This window comes from Aquabacterium parvum (assembly GCF_001447195.1).
GTDB classification, from domain to species: Bacteria; Pseudomonadota; Gammaproteobacteria; order Burkholderiales; family Burkholderiaceae_C; genus Aquabacterium; species Aquabacterium parvum.
The window spans coordinates 1-25,682 of record NZ_LFRI01000458.1; the positions used below are offsets into that span (position 1 = coordinate 1).

Consider the following 25,682-nt stretch of genomic DNA (forward strand, 5'->3'; position numbering starts at 1 on the left):
TGTGTTCACGGGTCTGGGGCATCGGGCCGTCAGCGGCCGAGCACACCAGGATCGCGCCGTCCATCTGGGCAGCGCCGGTGATCATGTTCTTGACGTAGTCGGCGTGGCCGGGGCAGTCAACGTGAGCGTAGTGGCGGTTGGCCGTTTCGTACTCGACGTGAGCGGTGTTGATGGTGATGCCGCGGGCCTTTTCTTCAGGCGCTGCGTCGATCTGGTCGTACGCCTTGGCTTCGCCGCCGAACTTCTTCGACAGCACGGTTGCGATGGCAGCCGTCAGGGTGGTCTTGCCGTGGTCAACGTGACCGATGGTGCCGACGTTCACGTGCGGCTTGGTCCGCTCGAATTTACCTTTTGCCATTTGATTCTCCTAGAGAGCAAAGAACAGTCGCCCATGCGTGTTTAAGGTCTCCAGCACTGGCCGCCATGGGCAGCGAGCCAACCACTTGCGTGGCGCCGAAGACCGGCTTTGATTTTTGAGAGGGCGGATGCTAACACCCGCCCTCGGCACCAACACCCCCCGCCACGCACCACTGGTTTTGATCCAGCGACAGCCAAGGATCCGGCTTTGCCGGCCCGATGGCTGTGCCCCCTTGAGGGGGCGCGCGAAGCGCGCAGGGGGTGGGCCTTACTTCGCGCGCGCGGTGATGATCGCGTCAGCCACGTTCTTCGGGGCTTCCGAGTAGTGCTTGAACTCCATGGAGTACGTGGCACGACCTTGGGTGGCCGAACGCAGGCTGGTGGAGTAGCCGAACATTTCAGACAGAGGAACCTCTGCCTTGATGATCTTGCCGCCGCCGACCATGTCGTCCATGCCTTGGACCATGCCGCGACGCGAGGACAGGTCGCCCATCACGGTGCCAGCGTAGTCTTCAGGCGTTTCGACTTCCACGGCCATCATCGGCTCGAGGATCACGGGCGAAGCCTTGCGGCAGCCGTCCTTGAAGCCCATCGAAGCGGCCATCTTGAACGCGTTTTCGTTCGAGTCCACATCGTGGTACGAACCGAAGGTCAGGGTGACCTTCACGTCGACCACGGGGTAGCCAGCCAGCACGCCGTTCGGCAGGGTGTCGATGACGCCCTTCTCGACCGCAGGGATGTACTCGCGAGGCACCACGCCGCCCTTGATGGCGTCGACGAACTCGAAGCCCTTGCCGGGCTCTTGCGGCTCGACGGTCAGCACGACGTGACCGTACTGACCCTTACCACCGGACTGGCGAACGAACTTGCCTTCGACGTCCGTGACCTTCTTGCGGATGGTTTCACGGTAGGCCACTTGCGGCTTGCCGACGTTGGCTTCCACGCCGAATTCGCGCTTCATGCGGTCGACGATGATTTCCAGGTGCAGCTCGCCCATGCCGGCGATGATGGTCTGACCGGATTCTTCGTCGGTGCGCACGCGGAAGGACGGGTCTTCAGCGGCCAGGCGTTGCAGGGCGATGCCCATCTTTTCCTGGTCGGCCTTGGTCTTGGGCTCCACCGCCTGTGCGATCACGGGCTCGGGGAAGACCATCTTTTCCAGGGTGATGATGGCTTCGGGATCACACAGCGTTTCGCCGGTGGTCACGTCCTTCAGGCCCACGCAGGCGGCGATGTCGCCGGCCAGGATTTCCTTGATTTCTTCACGCTCGTTGGCGTGCATCTGCAGGATCCGGCCGATGCGCTCTTTCTTGCCCTTGATGGGGTTGTAGACGGAGTCACCAGAGTTCAGCACGCCCGAGTACACGCGCACGAAGGTCAGCTGGCCGACGTACGGGTCGGTCATCAGCTTGAAGGCCAGGGCCGAGAACTTCTCGGCGTCGTCGGCCTTGCGGCTGGTGGGCTGGTCGTCTTCGTCGGTGCCTTCGACCGGGGGGATGTCCACGGGCGAGGGCAGGTAGTCGATGACGGCGTCGAGCATGCGCTGCACGCCCTTGTTCTTGAAGGCGGTGCCGCACAGCATCGGCTGGATTTCGCAGGCGATGGTGCGTTGACGCAGAGCCAGCTTGATCTCTTCCTCGGAGAGGTCACCCTCTTCCAGGTACTTGTTCATCAGCTCTTCGTTGGCTTCGGCGGCGGCCTCGACCATGCCTTCACGCCACTTCTTGGCGTCGGCTTGCAGCTCGGCGGGGATGTCGCGGTAGTCGAACTTCATGCCCTGCGAAGCTTCGTCCCAGAAGATGGCCTTCATCTTCAGGAGGTCGACCACGCCCTGGAAGTTGTCTTCGGCACCGATGGGGATCACCACGGGCACAGGGTTGGCCTTCAGGCGCAGCTTGAGCTGGTCATAGACCTTGAAGAAGTTCGCGCCGGTGCGGTCCATCTTGTTGACGAACGACAGACGGGGCACACCGTACTTGTTGGCCTGACGCCAGACGGTTTCGGATTGGGGCTGAACGCCGCCCACGGCGCAGTACACCATGCAGGCGCCGTCGAGCACGCGCATGGAACGCTCCACCTCGATGGTGAAGTCCACGTGACCCGGGGTGTCGATGATGTTGAAGCGGTGCTCGGGGTAGGACATGTCCATGCCCTTCCAGAAGCAGGTCGTCGCGGCCGACGTGATGGTGATGCCGCGCTCTTGTTCCTGCTCCATCCAGTCCATGGTGGCTGCGCCTTCGTGCACTTCACCGATCTTGTGGTTCACACCGGTGTAGAACAGGATGCGCTCGGTCGTGGTGGTCTTGCCGGCGTCGATGTGGGCAGAGATGCCAATGTTGCGATAGCGCTCGATCGGGGTCTTGCGGGACATGGTGTCACTCCAAGTGTCACGGCGCCGGGCCCTGTTGGAGCCCGGCGCCGCTGCAGTGGATGCTGCAGGGGTGGTGGTTTAGAAACGGAAGTGCGAGAAGGCCTTGTTGGCTTCGGCCATGCGGTGCACTTCGTCACGCTTCTTCATCGCGCCGCCGCGGCCTTCAGAGGCCTCGAGCAGTTCGTTGGCCAGACGCTGGGCCATCGACTTCTCGGAACGCTTGCGCGACGATTCCTTCAGCCAGCGCATGGCCAGGGCCATGCGACGGGCGGGGCGAACTTCAACGGGAACCTGGTAGTTCGCACCACCCACGCGGCGGGATTTGACTTCCACCACGGGCTTGATGTTGTTCAGAGCGATGTTGAAGATTTCCAGCGGATCCTTGCCGGCCTTCTTTTCGACTTGTTCGAGGGCACCGTAGATGATGCGCTCGGCCACAGCCTTCTTGCCGGATTCCATGATCACGTTCATGAACTTGGAGAGGTCGACCGATCCGAACTTGGGATCGGGCAGGATTTCACGCTTGGGTACTTCGCGACGACGAGGCATTTCGTTTCCTTTCAATGCTTCAGTTGATGCGGGCTGGATCGCGGATCACTTTTGCCTGCATCTGGAGACTGATCAACAGACTCCACTTACTCAGTTCAGACCGGACCATTCCGGCAGAACCGCCACCTCGGCCTTCTCTTCTCGAGCGTGCCACCTTCGGGTGACAGGCCGGTGAAGACGACCGAATCTTGTTTTGCTCAGAGGGCCGATCAGGCCTTCTTCGGACGCTTGGCGCCGTACTTCGAGCGCGACTGCTTGCGGTCCTTGACGCCTTGCAGGTCAAGGGAGCCACGCACGATGTGGTAGCGCACACCGGGCAAGTCCTTCACACGGCCGCCGCGAACCAGCACGACGCTGTGTTCTTGGAGGTTGTGGCCTTCGCCGCCGATGTAGGAGATGACCTCGAAACCGTTGGTCAGGCGCACCTTGGCGACCTTACGCAGAGCGGAGTTAGGCTTCTTGGGGGTGGTGGTGTACACGCGGGTGCACACGCCACGACGCTGCGGGCAATTCTGCATCGCAGGCGACTTGGACTTCGTGACCTCGACCTGACGGCCGTGGCGCACGAGCTGGTTGATGGTAGGCATCGATTGATTCCTGTTGGTTCCCGTTGATTTCACTGGCGGCGGCCAACCGCTGCCAGCACAAAACGGCTCTTCACCCAAGCGCCCACGAAGGCGCCAGGCTAAAAGCCGAAAAGCCTTCCATTGTAAGCGGCAGGACGCCGCATTGCAACTGGCCGCCTCCAGCACCGTGGAGACAGAAACAAAAAGGGCCCCGAAGGGCCCCATGCGGTCGGTGCCAGCGAGCTGGCGAGCCGACCCATCCAGGACCGGCAGGGAGGCGGTCGCCTCAGTCCGCGAGCTTTCGCGACAGCGCCGCCGCCGCAGACAAGCCCAGGCGGGTGGCGGCGGCAACGGTCAAGGCGACGGCGGCAAAAGCCAGCGCGTCCGGCGCGCCCAAGTCAGCCATCAAACCGCTGACGACGCCAGCCGCAAGGCCCAGGCCGACCAGGAAGCCACCGATCACACCCACCTTTTCCAGGCGCAACTGCTGACGCTGGGCGGTGGAGCCAGGGAAACGAGCAAGGGTTTGAGCCATGGTGCACTCCTAAGGAGAAAGTGAAGCGATGCGCCATGTTAAGGGTAAACACGCAAAACAGGGGGGGAAACCCTTGTAACGGATTGCATTCCGGGGGCGGATGTCTGCCAAGGCCGAATTGCCACATGTCGCAACTACAATCTGCGGCCATGCTGCAGGCACCCGATCCGTCGAAAAGGGCAACGTCCACCCCTGTGCCCTGGCTCGGTTGGGCCACGGCCTGCTTGGTCATGGCGCTTGGCGCCGCTTTGGCCCTGGCAGGCCGAGAGCTGGATCGGCAAACACTGCTTGACCTCCAGGTCTCGCTGCGCGATTGGCCGGTGCCATGGGCCTTCCTGACCTGGTCGGGGCTGGGGATCTGCGGCTTCGTGCTGCTGACCAGCCTGAGCGCCGAAGAGCCCAGGCGGGTGGCTGCGCTGATCTTGGCGCTGCTGATCGGCGGCATCGTCGTTCACACCATGAAGCGGGTGCTTCACGTTGACCGACCCGCCACCTATTTCGGGCCCGATCACCCTGTCTTCCAGGTCATTGGCAAGGTCCTCAAAAAGGGGTCGATGCCTTCCGGACACTCTGCCACCGCCTGGGCCGTGGCGGTGCTGTTGGTGCTCCATGAAGAGGGGCGTGCGACCCTCTGGCGTCACCTTTGGTGGGCGCTGGCGGCTTTGCAGGCGCTCTCGCGCGTGGTGGTCGGAGCCCATTGGCCCAGCGACGTGCTGGTCGGCTCGGGGTTGGGACTGCTGCTCGCTCCGGTGGCTTGGCGACTGCAGGCCAGCGTCCATTTGGCCGGGTGGTTGCGCAAACCCTCCACTTGCAAGGCCGTGGCGCTGAGCCTGCCCGCCTTTGGGCTTTACGTGTGTTTGAGCAAGCAGGGCTGGGTGGTGCCCCTCGGGGTGCAGTGCGGGGTGATGGCACTGAGCACATGGGGCGCCTGGCGCTGGTGGCTGGCGTCGCAACGCCCCGCCCACCAGGAGGGCGCAGTTTGAGTTCCCGCCCGCTGCCCAACACCGCTCAGGCATCCCGCGGCGTGCTGGACTGGTGGCCCGCCTGGTTGTGGGTGGGCTTGCTGATGGCGCTGTGGCTGCTGGGCCTGGACAGCGCACCACTGCTGGATGTGGACGAGGGCGCCTTCTCGGAAGCCTCGCGCGAGATGCTGTCGAGCGGCGACTGGGGGCACACCACGCTCAATGGCGCAGACCGGTTCGACAAACCCATCCTGATTTACTGGCTGCAATCGCTGGGCTTGGCGATCTTTGGTGTGACCGAAGCGGCCACTCGCCTGCCCTCGGCCTGCGCTGCCTTGATGTGGTGCCTGGCAGCCGTGCGGTTTGCCCAGCTTTGGGCCGACCAACGGGCCGAACGCGTGGCGGCCGTGGTGGTGGCCACCTCGGTGGGCGTGATGCTGATCGGTCGCGCGGCCACAGCGGATGCGCTGCTCAACGCGCTGATGTGCTGGGCCTGCCTGGACCTGTGGCGCCACCTGTCCGATGGCAGCCGACGCCCCCTGCGACGCGCCTTCCTGTGGATGGGCCTGGGTGTGCTCACCAAAGGCCCGGTGGCGTGCCTGGTGCCCGGCGCCTCGGTGGTGGTCTACCTGCTGGCATCGGGTCAGGCCGGGCGTTTGCGGCAGGTGCTCGGCGATGCCTGGGCCTGGGTCATCTTTTTTGGCGTGGCGACGCCATGGTACGCCTACGCACTGCACCGACACGGCATGGCCTTTGTCGACGGCTTCATCTTGCAGCACAACGTCAACCGCTTCTTGCAAACCAGAGAAGGGCACGGCGGACAGGCCCACTACACGCTGATCGTCGCCCCCCTGCTGGCCCTGCCCTGGACGCCGCTGCTTCTTTCTGTGTTGGCGAACTGGCGCGCTTTGTGGGCAGAACCCGTGAGCAGGTTCTTGTTGTGCTGGTCCGGGTTCGCGTTGCTGTTCTTCACCTTCTCCAGCACCAAGCTGCCGCATTACCTCCTGTACGGCACGACACCACTGCTCATCTTGATGGCGGGTGCGCTGGCCAAGCTGCGCTCGCGCGGCATGGCCTGGGCGCTGGCCATGTGCCAACTGCTGCTGTTCGCCGGCCTCTCCTGGAGCCAGCACGTGGCGGGCTGGCTGGCCACACAAACCAAGGACCCGCTCTACCGGACCTTGCTGGAAAGCGCGCCAACTGGGCCCGCATGGTGGCAGGTGGTGGCGGTGGGCGGAGTGTGGCTGGCGATCTGGTGCTGGCCACGTCGGGCGCCCGCTGAACGCGCGGTGCTGGGCGCTCTGCTGGGTGCCTTCTGGGTGGTGCACGGTGTGTTGCCCTGGTGGGCCAGCACGCTGCAGTCCCCCGTGCACGAGCTGGCCCAGATTGCCCAGGCGCGGGGTGCCGAGGTGGTGCAATGGCGTGCGCGGCAACCGAGCTTCGCTTTCTACCTCGGGGCGCCAACGCCATCCCGAGAACCCTTGCCGGGCCAGTTGGCACTCGTGCGCAAGGACCGATTGAAGCCCGAGGACCCGGTGGTCATCGTCGCGGAGCGCCGAGGCTTTGCGCTGGTCGAGCGCTTGGCCGTGCAGGGAGGGGGTGCCCCCCAAGAGGCGCCGAAAGCCACTGGTGCAACGCCCGCACCAAGTCCCTGATCAAGGCAAGCCCATCCCATGAGCGACGACAACCAGGTTTACGTGGCCCCGAGTTTTCAGGCCCTGTACCGCGATGCACGCGGTCGGTGGACCCTGCCGCCACGCGAGGTGGCTTCTCGCCACGAGCTTTGTGAAGACCTGGCCCAGCACCTCACCACGCATTGCCAGAGCGTGCATGTGGAGATCGGCGCCGAGACGCACGAAGTGCTGGCGCGTTGCCAGCAAGGCCTGTTGACCCCGGAGTCGGGCGTCAGCGAAGCCGAGGCCACCTGGGTGGTGACCCGGCTGGCGGAGCTGCTGAACTGGCCCCACCCAGGGCTTGGCAGCGGGCGTGACAGCGACTGACACCCGGCGTCACCCCGTTGCCTGACGAGTGCCCATCACACACGCGCCGTGTGATCGCTTGAAATGAAACAAGGGCCCCGATTTTGGTCGGGGCCCTTGTCATTGGGGCACTGGATGGCCGAGGCATTCAACCAGCCCGGCAACCGAATCTCGGACCGACGCCAGTGCTGACTGGCATCGGCCCTTGTGCGTCACTCGGCGGTGGCGCCACCTTCGCTCGGGGCGGCATCGCCGGAAGCTTCGTCCAGCGCAGCCAGTTCCATGGCGGCACGTTCCTGGGCTTCCTGCATGGCGATGGCGCGACGCTCGGTGTCGTCCATCTCTTCCTTGGCCTTGCGAGCCTGGTGGAAGGCCATGCCGGTGCCGGCGGGGATCAGGCGACCCACGATGACGTTTTCCTTCAGGCCACGCAGCTCGTCGCGCTTGCCCATGATGGCAGCCTCGGTGAGCACGCGGGTCGTTTCCTGGAAGGAAGCGGCCGAGATGAAGGAGTCGGTCGACAGCGAGGCCTTGGTGATGCCCAACAGCACATCGCTGTGCGTGGCGATCATCTTGCCTTCGGCGCGCATCTTGTCGTTGGTGTCCAGCAGCTCGGAGCGCTCGACCTGTTCACCAGCGATGTAGTGCGTGTCGCCCGGGTTGACGATCTGCACGCGGCGCAGCATCTGGCGAACGATCACCTGGATGTGCTTGTCGTTGATCTTCACGCCCTGCAGACGGTAGACGTCCTGCACTTCGTCGACGATGTAGCGAGCCAGCTCTTCGATGCCCAGCAGGCGCAGGATGTCCTGCGGGTCGGCCGGACCGTCGACGATGGATTCGCCCTTGTTGACCACCTGGCCTTCGTGCACCAGGATGTTCTTTTCCTTCGGGACCAGGTCTTCCCAGACCTTGCCTTCGGGGTCGGTGATCTGCAGGCGAACCTTGCCCTTGGTTTCCTTGCCGAAAGACACGGTACCCGTGATCTCGGCCAGCGAGCCCTTGTCCTTGGGGCTGCGGGCTTCGAACAGCTCGGCCACACGCGGCAGACCGCCGGTGATGTCGCGGGTCTTCTGACCTTCGATGGGGATGCGAGCCAGCACTTCACCAGGCGAGAGGTCTTGCCCGTCGCGGATCTGGATCAGCGCGCCAACCTGGAAGCCGATGGTCACGGCGTGGTCGGTGCCCGGGATCTTCACCTCGGAGCCGGAAGCGTCCAGCAGCTTGACCTGCGGGCGCACGACCTTGGCAGCACCGCGGCGCTTCGGGTCGATCACGACCAGGGTCGACAGGCCGGTCACTTCGTCCACCTGCTTGGCCACGGTCACGCCTTCTTCGACGTTCTCGAACTTGGCCTTGCCGGCGAACTCGGTGATGATCGGGCGGGTCAGCGGATCCCAGGTGGCCAGCACCAGACCAGCCTTGACGGTCTGGTCGGCCTTGACGTTGAGCGTGGCGCCGTATGGCACCTTGTGACGCTCGCGCTCACGGCCGTGCTGGTCGGAGATGACGATTTCGCCGGAACGCGAAATCACCACCAGGTCGCCCTTGCCGTTGGTGACGTAGCGCATCGTGGCGTTGAATCCGATGATGCCGTCCGACTTGGCTTCCACGCTGGATGCGATGGCGGCGCGCGAAGCGGCACCACCGATGTGGAAGGTCCGCATGGTTAGCTGCGTGCCGGGCTCACCGATGGACTGGGCGGCGATCACACCAACCGCTTCACCGGAGTTCACCAGGCCACCGCGGCCGAGGTCGCGACCGTAGCACTTGGCGCAAAGGCCAAAGCGCGTGGCGCAGGTCAGCGGGGTGCGGACCTTGACTTCGTCGACGCCAGCGGCTTCGAGCTCGTCCAGGACGTCTTCGTCCAGCATGGTGCCGGCGGTGACCAGCACCTGCTGAGTCTCGGGGTGCAGCACGTCGATCGCGGGCACGCGGCCCAGGATGCGGTCGCGCAGCGACTCGATGACTTCACCACCTTCGACCAGCGCGCGGGTGTTGATGCCTTGGTCGGTGCCGCAATCGTCGGTGGTGACCACCAGGTCTTGCGTCACGTCGACCAGACGGCGGGTCAGGTAACCCGAGTTCGCGGTCTTCAGCGCCGTGTCGGCCAGGCCCTTACGTGCGCCGTGGGTCGAGATGAAGTACTGAAGCACGTTCAGGCCTTCACGGAAGTTCGCCGTGATGGGCGTCTCGATGATCGAGCCGTCAGGCTTGGCCATCAGGCCGCGCATGCCGGCCAACTGGCGGATCTGGGCCGCGCTACCGCGGGCACCGGAGTCGGCCATCATGTAAATCGAGTTGAACGATTCCTGATCGACTTCCTTGCCTTCGCGGTCGATGGTCTTTTGCTTGGACAGCTGAGACATCATGACCTTGCCGACTTCGTCGCCAGTCTTGCCCCAGATGTCCACGACCTTGTTGTAGCGCTCGCCAGCGGTCACCAGACCGGAGACGTACTGCTGCTCGATCTCCTTGACTTCCTTCTCGGCGCGCTCGATCAGCTCGTACTTTTGCTTGGGCACCAGCATGTCGTCGATGCCGATCGAGATGCCGGCGCGCGTGGCCAGGCGGAAGCCGTTTTGCAGCAGCTTGTCAGCCAGCACCACGGTTTCCTTCAGGCCGCACTTGCGGAAGGAGGTGTTGATCAGGCGCGAGATTTCCTTCTTCTTGAGCGCCTTGTTGATGTTCGCAAAAGGCAGGCCCTTGGGCAGGATCTCGGACAGCAGGGCGCGACCGACGGTCGTGGCCACCAGCTTGGTCTCAGGGATGAACTCGCCCGTGGCCTTGTCCTTGGTGTACTCGGTCAGGCGCACGCTGATGCGGGCGGTGATCTCGACCACGCCGTTGTCCAAAGCACGCTGGAGTTCGGGGATGTCGGAGAAGACCATGCCTTCGCCGCGACCGTTGATGCGCTCGCGGGTGGCGTAGTACAGGCCCAGCACCACGTCTTGCGACGGCACGATCGAGGGTTCACCGTTGGCGGGGAACAGCACGTTGTTGGAGGCCAGCATCAGGGTGCGGGCTTCCATCTGCGCTTCGATCGACAGCGGCACGTGAACGGCCATCTGGTCACCGTCGAAGTCGGCGTTGAAGGCGGCGCAAACCAGCGGGTGCAGCTGGATGGCCTTGCCTTCGATCAGCACGGGCTCGAAGGCCTGGATGCCCAGGCGGTGCAGCGTCGGGGCGCGGTTCAGCAGAACCGGGTGCTCCTTGATGACCTCTTCGAGGATGTCCCACACCACGGGGGTGCCGGATTCGACTTCCTTCTTCGCCGCCTTGATGGTGGTGGCGATGCCCATGGCTTCCAGGCGCGAGAAGATGAAGGGCTTGAAGAGTTCAAGCGCCATCAGCTTCGGCAGGCCGCACTGATGCAGCTTGAGGGTCGGGCCCACGGTGATCACGGAACGACCAGAGTAGTCGACGCGCTTGCCCAGCAGGTTCTGACGGAAGCGACCGCTCTTGCCCTTGATCATGTCGGCCAGCGACTTGAGGGCACGCTTGTTGGCGCCCGTCATGGCCTTGCCACGGCGGCCGTTGTCCAGCAGCGAGTCCACAGCCTCTTGCAGCATGCGCTTTTCGTTGCGCACGATGATCTCGGGAGCCTTCAGCTCCAGCAGACGGGCCAGGCGGTTGTTGCGGTTGATGACGCGGCGGTACAGGTCGTTGAGGTCGGAGGTCGCGAAGCGGCCACCATCCAGCGGCACCAGCGGACGCAGGTCCGGCGGCAGCACGGGCATGACTTCCATGACCATCCAGTTCGGCTTGATGCCGGACTTCTTGAAGGCCTCCATGACCTTCAGGCGCTTGGAGTTCTTCTTGACCTTCAGCTCGGAGCCGGTCATGTCGTTGCGCAGCTTGTCGATCTCGATGTCGAGATCCATCTCGGCCAGCAACTTCTGGATGCCTTCGGCGCCCATCAGGGCTTCGAATTCATCGCCGAACTCGCGACGCTTGGCGTCGTAGTCGTCCTCGGACATGATGCTGAACTTCTTGAGCGGGGTCATGCCGGGGTCGACGACCACGTATGCCTCGAAGTACAGCACGCGTTCGATGTCGCGCAGGGTCATGTCGAGCACGAGGCCCAGACGCGACGGCAGCGACTTCAGGAACCAGATGTGGGCGCACGGAGCGGCCAGCTCGATGTGGCCCATGCGGTCACGGCGGACCTTGGTCTGGGTCACCTCGACGCCGCACTTCTCGCAGATCACGCCGCGGTGCTTGAGGCGCTTGTACTTGCCGCACAGGCACTCGTAGTCCTTGATCGGGCCGAAGATCTTGGCGCAGAACAGACCGTCACGCTCGGGCTTGAACGTGCGGTAGTTGATGGTCTCAGGCTTCTTCACTTCGCCGAAAGACCACGAGCGGATCTTCTCGGGCGAAGCCAGCCCGATCTTGATCGCATCGAAATGCTCATCGGGCGTGAATTGCTTGAACAGGTCCAGCAAACCTTTCATGGGGCTCTCCTATTCCTATCAGTTGCGCTCGAGCTCGATGTCGATACCGAGCGAACGAATTTCCTTGACCAGCACGTTGAACGACTCGGGCATGCCCGCTTCGATGGCGTGCTCGCCCTTGACGATGTTCTCGTACACCTTGGTGCGGCCGTTGACGTCGTCCGACTTGACCGTGAGCATTTCCTGCAGCACGTAAGCGGCGCCATAAGCCTCGAGAGCCCACACTTCCATTTCACCGAAGCGCTGACCACCGAACTGCGCCTTACCACCCAGCGGCTGCTGCGTGACGAGCGAGTACGGACCGGTCGAGCGGGCGTGCATCTTGTCGTCCACCAAGTGGTGGAGCTTCAGCACGTGCATGTAGCCCACGGTGACGGGACGCTCGAAGGCTTCACCGGTGCGACCGTCGTGCAGGATGGCCTGCGTGCGGGTCGGGGTCAGGCCCTTGGCCTTGGCGATGTCGGCCGGGTAGGCCAGCTGCAGCATCGAGCGGATTTCCTCTTCCTTGGCACCGTCGAACACCGGGGTGGCGAAGGTCATGCCCTTGGAGAGGTTGGCTGCCATGTTGAGCACGTCCTCGTCGGCCAGGGAAGCGATGTCTTCCTTCTTGCCCGAGGTGTTGTAGAGCTCTTCCATGAACTTGCGCAGTTCGGCCACGGCGGCTTCGCGCTGCAGCATGTCGCCGATGCGCTGACCGATGCCCTTGCCGGCCCAGCCCAGGTGCACTTCCAGCACCTGACCGACGTTCATCCGCGAGGGCACGCCCAGCGGGTTCAGAACGATGTCGGCGGGGGTGCCGTCGGCCATGTAGGGCATGTCTTCGATCGGAACGATCTTGGAGACCACACCCTTGTTGCCGTGACGGCCGGCCATCTTGTCGCCAGGCTGCAGGCGACGCTTGACGGCCAGGTGAACCTTGACCATCTTCAAGACGCCAGCGGGCAACTCGTCGCCTTGGGTCAGCTTCTTGCGCTTTTCTTCGAAAGCCAGGTCGAAGCTGTGGCGGGTCTGCTCCAGCGAGTTCTTGATGGATTCCAGCTGGTTGGCCAGTTCGCCGTCTTCAGGACGGATGTCGAACCAGTGGAACTTGTCCACCGACGACAGGTAGGCGTCGTCCAGGGTCGTGCCCTTGGCCAGCTTGTTGGGGCCACCGTTGGCAACCTTGCCGATCAACAGCTTGCGGATCCGGTCGAAGGCGTCGGCCTCGACGATGCGCAGCTGGTCGTTCAGGTCCAGGCGGAAGCGCTTGAGTTCATCGTCGATGATCTGCTGGGCGCGCTTGTCACGCTGGATGCCTTCGCGGGTGAAGACCTGCACGTCGATGACGGTGCCCATGGTGCCTTGGTCGACACGCAGGGAGGTGTCCTTCACGTCGGACGCCTTCTCGCCGAAGATGGCGCGCAGCAGCTTCTCTTCAGGCGTGAGGGTGGTTTCGCCCTTCGGGGTCACCTTGCCGACCAGCACGTCGCCGGGGCCGACTTCGGCGCCCACGTAGACGATGCCGGATTCATCCAGGCGAGCCAGCTGGTTCTCAGACAGGTTCGGGATGTCGCGGGTGATTTCTTCGCTGCCCAGCTTGGTGTCGCGAGCCATGACCACCAGCTCCTCGATGTGGATCGAGGTGTAGCGGTCTTCGGCGACGACGCGCTCGGAGATCAGGATCGAGTCTTCGAAGTTGTAGCCGTTCCAGGGCATGAAGGCCACGAGCATGTTCTGGCCCAGGGCGAGTTCGCCCAGGTCCGTCGATGCGCCGTCGGCGATCACGTCGCCCACCGCCACCACGTCGCCACGCTGCACGATGGGGCGCTGGTGGATGTTGGTGTTCTGGTTGGAACGGTGGTACTTGATGAGGTTGTAGATGTCCACGCCCACTTCGCCGGCAACGGTTTCGTTGTCGTTGACGCGGATCACGACGCGGTTGGCGTCGACGTAGTCCACCACACCACCGCGCTTGGACACCACGACGGTGCCCGAGTCGACGGCGGCCACGCGCTCGACGCCGGTGCCCACGAAGGCCTTTTCAGGGCGCAGGGTGGGAACAGCCTGACGCTGCATGTTGGCGCCCATCAGTGCGCGGTTCGCGTCGTCGTGCTCCAGGAAAGGCACGAGCGAGGCAGCGACCGACACGATCTGGGTCGGGGCCACGTCCATGTACTGGATGCGCTCGGGGCTGGTCAGCACCGATTCGCCGTGTTCGCGAGCGGACACGAGTTCGTCGGTCAGGCGGCCTTGTGCGTCCAGCGAGGCGTTGGCCTGCGCGATCACGTACTTGCCTTCTTCGATGGCCGACAGGTAGTCGATCTGCATCGTGGTCTGGCCGTCGTTGACGCGGCGGTACGGCGTCTCGAGGAAGCCGTACTCGTTCAGTCGAGCGTACAGGGCCAGCGAGTTGATCAGGCCGATGTTCGGGCCTTCAGGCGTTTCGATCGGGCACACGCGGCCGTAGTGGGTCGGGTGCACGTCGCGCACTTCGAAGCCGGCGCGTTCGCGGGTCAGACCACCCGGGCCCAGGGCGGAGACGCGGCGCTTGTGCGTGATCTCCGACAGGGGGTTGGTCTGGTCCATGAACTGCGACAGCTGCGAGGCACCGAAGAACTCCTTCAGAGCCGCAGAGATCGGCTTGGAGTTGATCAGGTCGTGCGGCATCAGGGCTTCGGTCTCGGCCTGGCCCAGGCGTTCCTTGACGGCCTTCTCGATGCGAGCGAGGCCCGAGCGGTACTGGTTTTCGGCCAGTTCGCCCACGCAGCGCACGCGGCGGTTGCCCAGGTGATCGATGTCGTCGACTTCGCCGCGACCGTTGCGCAGCTCGACCAGGATCTTGACGACGCGCAGGATGTCGTCGTTGGACAGGGTCATCGGGCCGGTCGGCGAGTCGATGCCGGCGCGGGCATTGAACTTCATGCGCCCCACGCGCGACAGGTCGTACGTGTCTTCGCTGTAGAACAGGCGCTGGAACAGGGCCTGCACGGCGTCTTCGGTCGGCGGCTCGCCGGGGCGCATCATGCGGTAGATGGCGACGCGGGCAGCCAGCTCGTCGGCGGTTTCGTCGGTGGCCAGCGTTTGCGAGATGTAGGCGCCTTGGTCCAGTTCATTGGTGAACAGGATTTCCAGGTCACGGATGCCGGCGACGCGCAGCTTCTTGAGCAGCGCTTCGGTCAGCTCTTCGTTGGCCTTGGCGATCAGCTCGCCGGTGTCCGGGTCGACCTGGTTCTTGGCCAGCACGCGGCCGAGCAGGAAGTCTTCGGGCACGCTCAGGTGCGTGGTGCCGGACTGCTCCAGGGCGCGGGTGTGGCGCGCGGTGATGCGCTTGTCCTTCTCGACGACGACGGCACCGGACTTGTCGGTGATGTCGAAGCGGGCGACTTCGCCCTTGAAGCGATCGGACACGAAAGCCAGTTGAGCACCTGCGTCCATCAGCTTGACGTGGTCAAACTGGAAGAAGGTCGACAGGATCTGCTCGTTGTTCATCCCGATGGCCTTGAGCAGGGTCGTCACCGGCATCTTGCGGCGACGGTCCACGCGGAAGTACAGCAGGTCCTTCGGGTCGAACTCGAAATCGAGCCAAGAACCACGGTAAGGGATGATCCGGGCGCTGAACAGCAGCTTGCCGGACGAGTGGGTCTTGCCCTTGTCGTGCTCGAAGAACACGCCAGGCGAACGGTGGAGCTGCGACACGATGACGCGCTCGGTGCCGTTGATGATGAAGGAGCCGTAGTCGGTCATCAGGGGCACTTCGCCCATGTAGACCTCTTGCTCCTTGACTTCCTTGACGACCTTGGACGACGGCGTGGAGGTCTCGCGGTCGTAGATGATCATCTGCAGGCGTGCACGCACGGCCGACGCAAAGGTCAGGCCCCGCAGCTGGCACTCACGCTCATCGAACGCCGGTTTGGCGATGTTGAACTCGATGAACTTCATCTCGACGAAGCCATTGTGCGAAACAATGGGGAACGCCGAGAGGAAAGCGGCTTGCAGGCCTTCGGGTTTGCGTTGTTGCGGCGGCACCTCCTTCTGGAGGAATGCGACGTACGAATCCTTCTGCATCGTCAGCAGATAGGGCACGTTCAAAACGCTGCCGCGCTTGCCGAAACTCTTGCGAATCCGCTTGCGCTCGGTGTAGCTGTAGGGGGTTGCTTGCGCCATAAACTCTCCGTTTCGGTCGCCCGGTGGGCGTTCCGCTTCGAATTCAGGCTGATTCCCGGCCAAGGAAACAGCCCGTTGTTCGGCGACTGGCCGTTCGGACCTTGCGTCCGAGGCTTGGTGGTTGGCCACTACCAACCGCTGGCAGACAACCCGGGCATTGCACCCAGGCTCGACCAAACCAGTTCTCCGCAGTCGGTTCAGAGAACACTCGAAAAGCCCTCCAGTGTACAACCACTGAGGGCCTTTCGAGTGTGCTCAGGGTTTTACCCCCTGAAAAGCCGAAAGCTGCCCCCTTACGGAGGCAGCTGTCTGACCCGGCCATCACCGGGCATTCGCCGAGGCGGGCGCGACATGCACCCACCAGGCGAACACTGAATTACTTCAGTTCGGCCTTGGCGCCGGCTTCGACCAGCTTCTTGACGGCAGCTTCGGCGTCGGCCTTGGCCACGCCTTCCTTGACGTTCTTGGGAGCGCCGTCGACCAGGTCCTTGGCTTCCTTGAGGCCCAGACCGGTGATTTCGCGCACGGCCTTGATGACGCCGACCTTGTTGGCGCCAGCTTCGGTCAGGACGACGTTGAATTCGGTCTTTTCTTCAGCAGCAGCAGCGCCACCGCCAGCAGCGCCACCAGCGGCGGGAGCGGCCATGGCGGCAGCGGACACGCCGAACTTCTCTTCGATGGCCTTGACCAGCTCGGAGAGTTCCATCACAGACATGCTGTCCAGGGCGGTCAGGAATGCGTCTTTATCGAATGCCATTTTGGGTTCCTAAAATCGGTTGGATGTTGAAATTCAGTGCGGAGCGGTTGCTCAGGCGGCAGGGGCTTCTTCTGCGGCGGCGGGAGCGGCTTGACCGCCACCCTTTTGCTCGCCCACAGCAGCCAGCACGCGTGCCAGACCCGAGATCGGCGATTGCAGCAGGCCACAGATCTGGGCCAGCAGCACTTCCTTGCTCGGGATGGAGGCCAGCGACTTGACGCCATTGGCGTCCAGTGCCTTGCCAGCGTAAGCGCCAGCCTTGATGACCAGCTTGTCATTGCCCTTGGCAAAGTCAGCGATCACCTTGGCAGCTGCCACGGCGTCTTCGGAGAAGCCGTAGATCAGCGGGCCGCTCATGCTCTCGGCGGCGACTTCGAACGGGGTGCCGGCAACAGCGCGACGGGCCAGGGTGTTCTTCAGGACATGAAGGTACACACCTTGGGCACGGGCGTTCTTGCGCAGCTGATCCAGTTGAGCCACCGTGAGACCGCGGTACTCAGCCAGTGCAAGCGTCTGCGACTTGCCCGCTTGGGCAGCCACTTCAGCGATGACGGCTTCTTTCTCGTTGCGATTGAGACTCAAGGTCTACTCCTCAAAAACGTGCCTTTTGACAACCACCCCACCAGGGACGGGCGCCTCGAGGCACACCGGATGCAGCGACCTTCTGCCTCAGGAACCCAGGGGCCAGGCAATGACCCCAGGGAAGCTTCAACAGCGGGTGCGCCATCTGCGTAGGCCAACCGGGGTTGATTAAGCGCGCGGCGCCTGTACAAGCACGCCACACACGCCTACGGTCTTTGATGGCCTGCGCCCCCCGCGTTGCCACGGGGTCGCAGCCCACCAATTCTTTTCGGGCACCCCTGCCAGACTCGCAAGGACCCGGCCCGTCGGGCGCCGAAGCGCGCGCACAGGCTGTGTTGTTTTGACCGCCTTTCAGCGGTCAGGCACCTATCACTCGGCGCTGATGCTGCCGACGTCGACGCGCACGCCCAGACCCATGGTCGAGGACACGGCCACCTTGCGCAGGTAGACGCCCTTCGACGAAGCGGGCTTGAGCTTGTTCAGGGCTTCCAGCAGAGCTGCCAGGTTGCCCTTGAGCTTGGCGTCGTCGAACGAGCGACGGCCGATGGTGCCGTGGATGATGCCGGCCTTGTCGACGCGGAACTGGACCTGGCCAGCCTTGGCGTTCTTGACAGCGGTGGCGACGTCGGGGGTGACGGTGCCGACCTTGGGGTTGGGCATCAGGCCACGGGGACCCAGTACGGTACCCAGGGTACCGACGATGCGCATCGTGTCCGGCGAGGCGATGACCACGTCGAAGTTGATGTTGCCAGCCTTGACTTGCTCAGCCAGGTCTTCCATGCCGACCACGTCAGCGCCGGCGGCCTTGGCTTCTTCAGCCTTGGCGCCTTGGGCGAACACGGCCACGCGCTTGGTCTTGCCGGTGCCGTTGGGCATCACGACGGCGCCACGCACCACTTGGTCCGACTTCTTGGCGTCCACGCCCAGCTGCACGGCCACGTCGATGGATTCATCGAACTTGGCGTTGGCAGCGGACTTGATGAGGGTCAGGGCTTCGTCCAGGGCGTACAGCTTGGTGCTGTCGACTTGGGGCAGTGCCTTTTGACGCTTGGTTTGCTTGGCCATCACACGCCCTCCACGATGATGCCCATCGAACGGGCGGAACCGGCGATCGTGCGCACAGCGGCGTCCAGATCGGCAGCGGTCAGGTCCTTCTGCTTGGTCTTGGCGATTTCTTCCAGCTGAGCGCGGGTCAGCTTGCCGACCTTGTCAGCCTGGGGACGGGGCGAGCCCTTGTCGATCTTGGCAGCCTTCTTCAGCAGCACGGTCGCCGGAGGCGTCTTGATGATGAAGGTGAAGGACTTGTCTGCGTAGGCGGTGATCACCACGGGCAGCTTCAGACCCGGCTCGACGCCTTGGGTCTGGGCGTTGAACGCCTTGCAGAACTCCATGATGTTCAGACCACGCTGACCCAGCGCGGGACCAACCGGGGGCGACGGGTTCGCCTTGCCGGCCGGGATTTGCAGCTTGATGAAGCCGACAATCTTCTTGGCCATGTTTTCTCCTTGAACCAACCCAACGGCCTGTCGGAATTGGTCGAGTGCCAGCGCCCGGTTCGATGCCCGCAAGAGTCAAAACTCAGCAGGCGCCCATCCGGGCTCCTCATGTCGCGCATGCGTCGGCGACTGAAAAACGTGCCCGCCAAAGCGGACAAAAGCCCTCCATTCTATGGCGGGCGGACTGGAAACGCAAGCCAGTGGCCACGCCAGCTGTGTGAACACCCAAATCCCTGACGCAGGTGGGGCCGTTGGCACCCCCTTCCGCAAGCATGCCGCCCGGCATAACCTGAGCAGGTTGGTCGGTCAGATCCGTCCACATGAAAACCAAATCCCGAGGGAGGAGATGACGCATGGACAACCCCCTGCCAGCGTCGTCGGCAGATGTCAGCCCCGCCATCCTGGCCCAGGCCTTTGATGCAGCGGCCAATGGCTTCATCCTGATTTCTGCAGATGGCGCGATCGCCTCCGTGAACCAGGAGCTCAGCCGCATGTTCGGGCACCCTGCAAAGTGGCTGATCGGGCGATCGGTCGACATCCTCCTGCCCGAGGCCCTGCGGGCACAGCACGTCGAACACCGGCGCCAGTTCCTGGCCGCGCCCAGCCGCCGCCGCATGGGCGAAGGCCGCGTCCTCAACGGCCAGCACGCCCTCGGCCACGTCTTCCCGGTCGAGATCGGGTTGACGCCGCTGGTCACCCCGGCGGGCGCGCGCATGGTGCTGGCCTCGGTGGTCGACATGAGCGACCGCCACGACCTGGCCTTGGCCTTCCAGGGCTTGTTCGACGCCTCTCCCTACGGGCTGATGCTGGTCGATGACATGGGGGTGATCGTGCAGAGCAACGCCGCCCTCGGCACCGCCCTCGGGCACCCGCCGGACGCCCTGCGTGGTCAACCCTTGCACCGCCTGGTGCCCGAGCGCTACCACGCCCAGCACACCAGCCTGATGCAGGGTTACGCCAGCGCAGGCGGCGCGCGGATGATGGGCCAGGGGCGGGACCTGACCGCGCTGCACGCCGACGGCACCGAGGTGGCGGTGGAAATCGGCCTGAACCGGGTGCGCTGGCAGGGCCGCGCGATGACGCTGGCTGTGGTCACCGACATCAGCGCCCGCAAGCGGCTGGAGGCCGACCTCAAGCAGGCCAACACCGATCTGCAGGAGTTCTCGTACGTGGCCTCGCACGACCTGCGCTCGCCCCTGCGCAGCATCGCCGACCTCGTCGAATGGATCACCCAGGACCTGGCCGATGGCAAGCCCGAAGAAGTCGGCCGCAACCTGGCACGCATCACCCCGCGCATCCAGCGCATGGAGTCGCTCATCGACGACCTGCTGCGCTACGCCCGCGCCGGCAAGACCGACACCGATTACCGCCCCGTCTCCCTGCCCGCACTCGTGACCGAGATCACCGAGCTGCAGCCCGTGCCCGAGCGCTTCATGCTGGACACCTCGGGGCTGGACGCGCGCAGCTTCCAGGCCGTGCGCACGCCGCTGTCGACCGTGCTGCGCAACCTGCTGGACAACGCCGTCAAGCACCACGACCGGGACACGGGCCGCATCCAGGTCGCCGCGCACCCCGATGGCAACCACATGCTGATCACGGTCACCGACGACGGCCCCGGGGTGCCGCCGCAGGCTTCGCGTCGCATCTTCCAGCTCTTTCAGACGCTGTCGTCGAGCCGGCGCGCCGAGACCTCGGGCATCGGCCTGGCGCTGTGCAAACGCATGACCGAAACCCATGGTGGCCACATCGATGTGGTCTCGCCCGTGGCGCAGGGGCGTGGCGCCCAGTTCCGCGTGTGGTGGCCCATGTACCCCAGGAGAACCAACGATGAGTGAGCCCAGCCCCCTGCACGTTTTGCTGGTCGAAGACGACGACGTGGCGGCCGAGGCCGTCATGCGCAGCATGCAGCGCGCCGGCATCCCCTGCCCCGTCACCTGGGTCGAGGACGGCCAGGCCGCGCTGGAGGTGCTGCGCGAACAGGACACCCAGCGCAAGGCCCCGCGGCCGCGCCTGATCCTGCTCGACCTGAACATGCCGCGCATGAATGGCTTCGAGTTCCTGGAGGCCGCACGGGCCGACCCCCGGCTTCGGGACGAGGTGATCTTCGTGCTCACCACCTCCAGCGCCGACGCCGACCGCAGCCGCGCCTACGACGAAAACGTCGCCGGCTACATGGTGAAGTCGGCGGTCGGGCCGCAGTTCGCCAAGCTGACCCAGTTGCTGGATGTTTACCGGCGCGCCGTTCAACTCCCCTGACCCGGATCCATGCTGAGCCCGAGCCCCACCCGTGAACTGCAGATCCTCATCATCGACGACGACGACGTCGATCGCGAGCGCGTGCGCCGCTGCCTGGGCGACAGCACCCTGTGCGCCCGCATGATGGAGGCCGAATCGGGCAACGAGGCCATGCGCATCCTCAGCAGCCAGGCCATCGACTGCGTGCTGCTGGACAACTGCCTGGGCGACACCACCGGCTCGGCGCTGCTGCGCGCCATCCGCGAGCTCACCGCCTACGCCGGCCCGATCATCATGGTCACGGGCGCGGGCAGCGAGGCCCTGGTGGTCGAAGCGATGCAGGAAGGGGCGTCCGACTACGTGCCCAAGGTGCAGCTCGACGCCGAGCGCCTGACCCAGGCCATCCTGCGCAGCCTGCAGTTGCAGGAGACCCGCACCGCCAAGGAAGAAGCATCCCGCCAGCTCGCCCACCGGCTCGCCGAGCAGGAGCGCACGCTGCGCCAGCTCGACCGCACGCTGCAGGACATCCTGGACCACGCGCCCAACGCCATCGCCTACTGGGACCAGGGCGGGCGCATCCGCTTTGGCAACGTCGCTCACCAGGCCTGGTTCGGCATCGCGCCGCAGCACCTGGCCGACATGACCGTGCAGGAGCTGCTGGGCCCGGCGCTGCACGCCATCCACGCGCCCCACATCCGCCTGGCCCTGCAGGGTCAACCTCAGCAGTTCGAACACCCACTCCCGGCGCAAGGCGGCCGCCCCGAACGCATCGCCCGGGTGGAGTACCGCCCCGACAAGGACGAACAAGGGCGCACGCAAGGCTTTTACGTGAGCTGGTCGGACCTGACCGAGCTGGCCCTGGCCCGCGATGCGGCCCAGGAAAGCGCCCGCCTCAAGAGCGCCTTCCTGGCCAACATGAGCCACGAGATCCGCACGCCCATGAACGCCATCCTGGGCCTGTTGCGCCTGACGCTGGACAAGCCCCTGCCCGGCGAGGTGCAGGGCGACATCGGCCGCGCCCACGAGGCGGCGCTGGCGCTCATGGGCATCCTCGATGACATCCTCGACCACTCCAAGCTGGAGGCCGGGCAGTTGCGCATCGACCCCCAGGCGCTGGTGATCGACGAGCTCGTGCGCCGCTCGGTGGACCTGTTCTCGGGCCGCACCACCCAGAAGGGCCTGAGCTTTCACGTCGACATCGACGCCCAGGTGCCCACCGCCGTGATGGCCGACGGGCTGCGCCTGTCACAGGTGCTCAACAACCTGCTGGGCAACGCCGTGAAGTTCACGGAGCACGGCGGGGTGACGCTGTCGGTGCGCCGCGCCCCCACACCGCACCGCCCCCATGGGCTGCGCTTCGAAGTCTGCGACAGCGGGCCCGGCATCGCCCCCGAGCGCTGCGCCGCGCTGTTTTCTGCCTTCACCCAGGAAGACGCCTCGATCACGCGCCGCTACGGCGGCAGCGGCCTGGGCCTGTCGATCTGCCGCAACCTGGTGACGCTGATGGGCGGCGAGGTCGGCCTCAGCAGCCAGCTCGGGCACGGCAGCGTGTTCTGGTTCGAGGTGCCCCTGCCTGCCTGCGAGGCGCCCAGCCCCGCCGCCCCCACCCTCACAGAGCCTGGCGTTTTCTGGTGGAGCACCACCGCGCAGGTGCCCGACCTGTGGCGCCGGCTCCCCGCGCTGTCCACCGAACGCTGGCAACGGGGCAGCCAGCCCGCCGAGGTCGAAGCCGCCCTGCTGTCCGCCACCCCCGAGGTCGAGGCCCTGCTGATCGACTGGCCGGGGGAGCCCGAAGAACTCGCCGGGCACCTGCAGAGCCTGCGCCGGACCACGCAAGCCGCCGGACGGCCCTGGCCCACCGTGCTGCTGCTGGGCGAGGGCCACCAGCGCCCAGCGCTGCTCGCCGCCACCGAAGCCCTGGGCGAGGTGCGCCTGCTGAGCCACCCCTTGATGGGCAGCGCGCTGCGCCACACCCTGCAACAGGTGCACGACGCCCGCCACCCGCCCACCGTGCACACCGAGCCGCCCTCACCCTGGGTGAGCGGCCGGCGCCTGAAAGGGCGGCGCGTGCTGCTGGTCGAAGACAACGCGCTCAACCAGATGGTGGCCCAGGCCTTCTTGCAACAGGTGGAAGTGGACGTGACCACGGTGAGCGACGGCGCCCAGGCCGTGGACGCGGTGCTGCGCGCGCAACCGGGCGACTTCGACGCCATCCTGATGGACATGCACATGCCGGTGATGGACGGCCTGGAAGCCACGCGGCGGATCTGCCAGCTACCGGCCTGGCACGCCACCCCGGTCATCGCCATGACGGCGGCCGTGCTGCACGATGATCAGGCGCGCTGTGAAGCGGCCGGCATGCGCGACATCATCGCCAAGCCCATCATCGCCGAGCACCTGATCGAGACGCTGCTGAAATGGATCCCGGCGCGGGTGGGGGAGTGAGGCGCATGAGCTGAGCGCAAAAACAAAGGGCTCCCGAGGGAGCCCTGTGGTCGCAGGCGGTCAGGCCTGGTGTCTGCTGTCTTTTGACCGTCAGATCTTCTCGACCTGACCGAAGTCCAGCTCGACCGGCGTGGCGCGGCCGAAGATGGTGACGGAGACGCGAAGCTTGGACTTCTCGTAGTTGACGTCTTCGATGGAGCCGTTGAAGTCCGTGAACGGGCCTTCCTTGACGCGGACCACTTCGCCGTTTTCCCACTCGACCTTGGGCCGCGGCTTCTCGATGCCTTCCTTCATCTGGTTGACGATCTTCATGACTTCGTCTTCCGAGATGGGGGCCGGGCGGTTCTTGGCGCCGCCGACGAAACCGGTGACCTTGGAGGTGTTCTTGACCAGGTGCCAGGTGTCGTCGCTCATGACCATTTCAACCAGCACGTAGCCGGGGAAGAAACGGCGCTCGGTCACGGACTTCTTGCCGTTCTTGACCTCGACGACTTCTTCGGTGGGCACCAGGATGCGACCGAACTGGTCTTGCATGCCGGCGCGGTCAATGCGCTCGCGCAGGTTGCGCTCAACGGCCTTTTCCATGCCGGAGTAAGCGTGCACCACATACCAGCGCAGGGGGGCGGCGTTCGGAGCGGCTTGAACGTCAGTCATGTGTCGGAACCTCGGTTGTTGTTCGTGCGCGCGGTGATCGGGATCAGCTCTTCCAGCCCAGGATCAGGTCGTACAGCACCCACTCCAGGCCCTTGTCGGTCAGCCACAGGAACAAGGCCATCACCACCACGAAGGCAAACACGTAGAGGGTCATCTGCGTGGCTTCCGGACGGGTTGGCCACACGACCTTGCGCATTTCCTTGATGGCATCCTGGCTGAAGCCAATGAGTTCCTTGCCTTGCGAAGACGTGAGGAACACGCCCACGGCGGCGGCGATCAGCACCAGCAGGGCGATGACGCGCAGCCACAGGCTTTGCTGACCCAGCAGGTAGAAAGCCGCCACGCCACCCACCACGAGCAAGCCGGCAGCGGCCAGCCGGGCCTTGTCGGCGCTGGTGGAAACGGTATCGATGTCCGAGGTGGCCATGACGGTCAAAACGATGGGGGTTGAGTGAGGCAAAAGCCCGCAGACTCGTGGAGCCTGCGGGCTGCTGTGACAGCGGTGGTTTCTGTGGTCAGTCAGTGGCAGGGGCAGTAGGAATCGAACCTACAACCTTCGGTTTTGGAGACCGACGCTCTGCCAATTGAGCTATACCCCTGCTGACAAGAAACCAGTTTGGCGATTTTAGTCGAGGATCTTGGCCACGACGCCGGCGCCGACGGTGCGACCGCCTTCACGGATGGCGAAGCGCAGGCCTTCTTCCATGGCGATGGGGGCGATCAGCTTGACGGTGATCGACACGTTGTCGCCAGGCATGACCATTTCCTTGTCGGCCGGCAGCTCGATCGAGCCGGTCACGTCGGTCGTGCGGAAGTAGAACTGAGGACGGTAGTTGTTGAAGAACGGCGTGTGACGGCCGCCTTCGTCCTTGCTCAGAACGTAGATCTCACCGGTGAAGTGCGTGTGCGGCTTGATCGAGCCGGGCTTGCACAGCACTTGGCCGCGCTGCACGTCTTCGCGCTTGGTGCCGCGCAGCAGGATGCCCACGTTGTCGCCAGCTTGACCTTGGTCCAGCAGCTTGCGGAACATTTCCACGCCGGTGCAAGTGGTCTTCTGGGTGGCAGCGATGCCGACGATTTCGATTTCTTCGCCAACCTTGATCACGCCGCGTTCGATGCGGCCGGTCACCACGGTGCCGCGACCCGAGATCGAGAACACGTCTTCCACGGGCATCAGGAAGGTGCCGTCCACAGCGCGCTCAGGCGTGGGGATGTAGGTGTCCAGGGCTTCGGCCAGGCGCATGATGGCTTGCTCGCCCAGATCGCCCGTGTCGCCTTCCAGTGCCAGCTTGGCCGAACCCTTGATGATCGGGGTGTCGTCGCCAGGGAAGTCGTACTTGGAGAGCAGTTCGCGCACTTCCATTTCGACCAGCTCCAGCAGCTCGGCGTCGTCCACCATGTCGGCCTTGTTCAGGAAGACGATGATGTAAGGCACGCCCACTTGGCGGCTCAGCAGGATGTGTTCACGGGTCTGGGGCATCGGGCCGTCAGCGGCCGAGCACACCAGGATCGCGCCGTCCATCTGGGCAGCGCCGGTGATCATGTTCTTGACGTAGTCGGCGTGGCCGGGGCAGTCAACGTGAGCGTAGTGGCG

20 protein-coding genes and 1 tRNA gene are annotated in these 25,682 nt (G+C 64.6%); 6 read left to right on the top strand and 15 right to left on the bottom strand.

The genetic code is table 11. The features are described 5' to 3' along the window. From ABG80_RS17910 to ABG80_RS17930, 5 genes are all read right to left on the bottom strand, one after another. Positions 1-358: GTP-binding protein (locus tag ABG80_RS17910; RefSeq protein ID WP_197035014.1), on the bottom strand; the 358-nt coding region annotated here is incomplete at its 3' end. A gap of 267 nt (positions 359-625) precedes the next feature. Beyond that, positions 626-2,728 carry an elongation factor G gene (gene fusA / locus ABG80_RS17915; RefSeq protein ID WP_058088972.1) on the bottom strand — a complete coding sequence of 701 codons (2,103 nt, stop codon included), beginning with the start codon at positions 2,726-2,728 and terminating at the stop codon, positions 626-628. A gap of 78 nt (positions 2,729-2,806) precedes the next feature. Continuing rightward, positions 2,807-3,277, bottom strand: coding sequence for a 30S ribosomal protein S7 (rpsG, locus tag ABG80_RS17920; RefSeq protein ID WP_058088973.1), 471 nt, complete (start codon positions 3,275-3,277; stop codon positions 2,807-2,809). 209 nt (positions 3,278-3,486) lie between these two features. Continuing rightward, positions 3,487-3,864, bottom strand: a complete 378-nt coding sequence (rpsL, locus tag ABG80_RS17925) for a 30S ribosomal protein S12 (protein ID WP_058088974.1) — start codon at positions 3,862-3,864, stop codon at positions 3,487-3,489. A gap of 265 nt (positions 3,865-4,129) precedes the next feature. Next, positions 4,130-4,378, bottom strand: coding sequence for a hypothetical protein (locus tag ABG80_RS17930; RefSeq protein ID WP_058088975.1), 249 nt, complete (start codon positions 4,376-4,378; stop codon positions 4,130-4,132). 125 nt (positions 4,379-4,503) lie between these two features. Between ABG80_RS17930 and ABG80_RS17935 the strand changes: the two genes are divergently transcribed. From ABG80_RS17935 to ABG80_RS17945, 3 genes are read left to right on the top strand one after another with little or no spacing between them, the layout of a single operon-like run. Beyond that, a complete protein-coding gene (locus ABG80_RS17935; RefSeq protein ID WP_160322592.1) occupies positions 4,504-5,361 on the top strand; it encodes a phosphatase PAP2 family protein in 858 nt (285 codons plus the stop codon). Beyond that, on the top strand, positions 5,358-6,995 hold the full coding sequence (locus tag ABG80_RS17940) for an ArnT family glycosyltransferase (RefSeq protein WP_160322593.1): 1,638 nt from the start codon (positions 5,358-5,360) through the stop codon (positions 6,993-6,995). Before ABG80_RS17935 ends, ABG80_RS17940 begins: the two co-directional genes overlap by 4 nt. 18 nt (positions 6,996-7,013) lie before the next feature. Next, positions 7,014-7,340, top strand: coding sequence for a hypothetical protein (locus ABG80_RS17945; RefSeq protein WP_058088978.1), 327 nt, complete (start codon positions 7,014-7,016; stop codon positions 7,338-7,340). A 191-nt stretch (positions 7,341-7,531) separates the two neighbouring features. On the opposite strand, the gene rpoC is transcribed toward ABG80_RS17945, so the two are convergent. From rpoC to rplK, 6 genes are all read right to left on the bottom strand, one after another. Beyond that, positions 7,532-11,776, bottom strand: a complete 4,245-nt coding sequence (gene rpoC / locus ABG80_RS17950; RefSeq protein WP_058088979.1) for a DNA-directed RNA polymerase subunit beta' — start codon at positions 11,774-11,776, stop codon at positions 7,532-7,534. 18 nt (positions 11,777-11,794) lie between these two features. Next, positions 11,795-15,919: a DNA-directed RNA polymerase subunit beta gene (gene rpoB, locus ABG80_RS17955; RefSeq protein ID WP_058088980.1), complete on the bottom strand. Its 4,125-nt coding sequence runs from the start codon at positions 15,917-15,919 to the stop codon at positions 11,795-11,797. Between the two features lie 376 nt (positions 15,920-16,295). Further along, entirely contained in the window at positions 16,296-16,676 is a 381-nt protein-coding gene (gene rplL / locus ABG80_RS17960; protein WP_058088981.1) for a 50S ribosomal protein L7/L12, read from the bottom strand. 51 nt (positions 16,677-16,727) lie between these two features. Beyond that, the gene (gene rplJ, locus ABG80_RS17965) at positions 16,728-17,258 is read right to left on the bottom strand and encodes a 50S ribosomal protein L10 (RefSeq protein ID WP_058088982.1); all 531 of its coding nucleotides are present in this window, start codon (positions 17,256-17,258) and stop codon (positions 16,728-16,730) included. A 369-nt stretch (positions 17,259-17,627) separates the two neighbouring features. After that, a complete protein-coding gene (gene rplA, locus ABG80_RS17970; RefSeq protein ID WP_058088983.1) occupies positions 17,628-18,323 on the bottom strand; it encodes a 50S ribosomal protein L1 in 696 nt (231 codons plus the stop codon). Continuing rightward, on the bottom strand, positions 18,323-18,754 hold the full coding sequence (gene rplK, locus ABG80_RS17975) for a 50S ribosomal protein L11 (protein WP_058088984.1): 432 nt from the start codon (positions 18,752-18,754) through the stop codon (positions 18,323-18,325). The genes rplA and rplK overlap by 1 nt, the downstream gene beginning before the upstream one ends. 353 nt (positions 18,755-19,107) lie before the next feature. Between rplK and ABG80_RS17980 the strand changes: the two genes are divergently transcribed. Genes ABG80_RS17980 through ABG80_RS17990 form a run of 3 tightly spaced genes read left to right on the top strand, consistent with a single transcriptional unit; the run spans position 19,108 to position 23,434 of the window. Next, complete coding sequence (locus ABG80_RS17980; RefSeq protein WP_058088985.1) at positions 19,108-20,589, top strand: sensor histidine kinase; 1,482 nt, start codon at positions 19,108-19,110, stop codon at positions 20,587-20,589. Beyond that, entirely contained in the window at positions 20,582-21,010 is a 429-nt protein-coding gene (locus ABG80_RS17985; RefSeq protein WP_058088986.1) for a response regulator, read from the top strand. The genes ABG80_RS17980 and ABG80_RS17985 overlap by 8 nt, the downstream gene beginning before the upstream one ends. 9 nt (positions 21,011-21,019) lie before the next feature. Further along, the gene (locus ABG80_RS17990) at positions 21,020-23,434 is read left to right on the top strand and encodes a response regulator (RefSeq protein WP_058088987.1); all 2,415 of its coding nucleotides are present in this window, start codon (positions 21,020-21,022) and stop codon (positions 23,432-23,434) included. 90 nt (positions 23,435-23,524) lie between these two features. Here the strand turns inward: ABG80_RS17990 and nusG are convergent, their stop codons facing one another. The 4 genes from nusG to tuf all read right to left on the bottom strand — a co-directional run. Continuing rightward, on the bottom strand, positions 23,525-24,088 hold the full coding sequence (gene nusG, locus ABG80_RS17995) for a transcription termination/antitermination protein NusG (RefSeq protein WP_058088988.1): 564 nt from the start codon (positions 24,086-24,088) through the stop codon (positions 23,525-23,527). Positions 24,089-24,131: 43 nt separating this feature from the next. Further along, a complete protein-coding gene (gene secE / locus ABG80_RS18000) occupies positions 24,132-24,515 on the bottom strand; it encodes a preprotein translocase subunit SecE (RefSeq protein ID WP_058088989.1) in 384 nt (127 codons plus the stop codon). Between the two features lie 96 nt (positions 24,516-24,611). After that, a tRNA-Trp gene (locus ABG80_RS18005) sits at positions 24,612-24,687 on the bottom strand. Positions 24,688-24,713: 26 nt separating this feature from the next. Then, a partial coding sequence (tuf, locus tag ABG80_RS18010; protein ID WP_058088990.1) for an elongation factor Tu occupies positions 24,714-25,682 on the bottom strand: 969 nt, incomplete at its 5' end.